The organism is Pseudomonas sp. PA-4-8C, from assembly GCF_021606625.1.
GTDB classification, from domain to species: Bacteria; Pseudomonadota; Gammaproteobacteria; order Pseudomonadales; family Pseudomonadaceae; genus Aquipseudomonas; species Aquipseudomonas lactis.
Map to the genome: position 1 here is coordinate 1 of NZ_WKCD01000512.1, position 1579 is coordinate 1579.

Below are 1579 nucleotides of genomic sequence, written 5' to 3' on the forward strand. Positions count from 1 at the left end.
ATTCGGTGCTAGTCACCAGGTCGGTGGCCTTGCCCGGAGGCGTGGTGTCAGCGGTTGGATCGGCAACGAATTCGCCCGTTACCGACTCACCTTTATTACCCGCCGCATCGGTCACCGTGGTGGTGAACTCGCCGTTCGGTTGTGGCGTTTCGCTGGTCAGCTCAAAGCTGCCATCCGGCTTGGCTACGGTGGTGCCGGTGGTACCGTCCGGGAACTTAACCTCGACGGTGCTGCCCGGCTCGGCTTTGCCACCGACGGTCATCTTGCCGTCGGATTCGGTGCTGGTCACCAGGTCGGTAGCCTTGGCAGGTGGCGTGGTGTCAGTTGTCGAGTCGGCGGTGAAGTTGCCCGTTGTTGGCTTACTGGTGTTCTTTGCGGCATCCGTTGCCGTCGCACTGTAGGGGCCATTGGGCTGCGGCACATCGCTGACAAAATTGAAGCTACCGCCGGAGTTGGCAGTCACACTGATTTTGGAACCATCGGGAAAGGTAAAGTCCACCCGACTCCCCGCCTCCGCGGTGCCACTCACCGCCATTTTCCCATCAGCCTGGGTACTGACTTTAATCTGAGGCGCATCCGGCGCAGTGGTATCCACGGGTGCCGGCGCGCTGTGGTGCTTGTTTGAACCGCCCTTGCCCCCTTGAGTGAGCGCAAAAATACCCAGTGCAGCGCCGGCCAACAGGCCTGCTTTACTCAGTGGAGACAGCCCCTCAAAGGTTGCTCCCACCTGCCCTAGAATGGAGCTTTCGCCCACAGCTACGGCTGTCGCTGGCTGAAACGGCTCAAAACTCACAACCAATTGGTCGCCCAAACCGACTGACTCATCGATGGCCGCCTCAAACAGCTGCCCGTCTTCATTGAGGCTCAGAGAATTTTCTTGGCCTTCAAATTTGTCGAAGTAGTTCTTGATGACCAGTTTTTCGTTGCCGGCCAATTCAATCACCAGCGACTGACCTTTTCGGGTCATTTGCTTGATAGAAGCCCGGCTGACGCCAATAACCACAACCGAGGCAGCCTCAAGCACTACCTCTGCGCCAAAAGCCATTGTTTGGGCCTGGGTTTTTTTATCAAAAACAAATACTTCGGTCATCACAGATCCTTTCTCAACAACATATTCACAATGGGGTAAACGGCACCTTCGTCTCGCAGCACATGCGCTCGAGAAGCACCTGATCAGGCTTCAACTGCGAGGCCCCTTCAAAAACGTAATACCTGACGCAGCAGAAGCTGGAAGACAAGATCACGGCATAGGCATGTGACGGGCAGTTGAACTGAGCGAATAGTGATTGCTGAACAGGGAAATAGACCGAAGGGCGTTTCCCAGCGTCGCGTAGGAAATTTCCCAGGGCTCGTAGGCGTTCTTACGGATGCCCACTGGGCCAGAAGCATCCTGACTAAAAATGCTGTCAGAAATTTCCTATTTGAATTGATCTATGCCGCTCCTATGCTCAGCCGTAAGCGTCCAGCCGCCCCACCTTTACTCAGGTTGAGGCGCGAGGGGTAATAGCTCATCGATCCGGCTGTTGGGCCAGCTGGGTAGTTTTTCCAGCGTATCCTTGAGCCAAGCGGCGGGTTCGAT

At 56.0% G+C, this 1579-nt stretch carries 2 protein-coding genes; both read right to left on the reverse strand.

Features of this window, described 5'->3' with window-relative positions; translation table 11 throughout:
* Positions 1 to 1090, reverse strand: a 1090-nt coding sequence (locus GIW04_RS30555) for an Ig-like domain-containing protein (RefSeq protein WP_236479595.1), incomplete at its 3' end; no start/stop codon positions are given.
* Between the two features lie 387 nt (positions 1091 to 1477).
* Positions 1478 to 1579 (reverse strand): transposase domain-containing protein (locus GIW04_RS30560; RefSeq protein ID WP_156422911.1); only part of this gene is annotated, 102 nt, incomplete at its 5' end.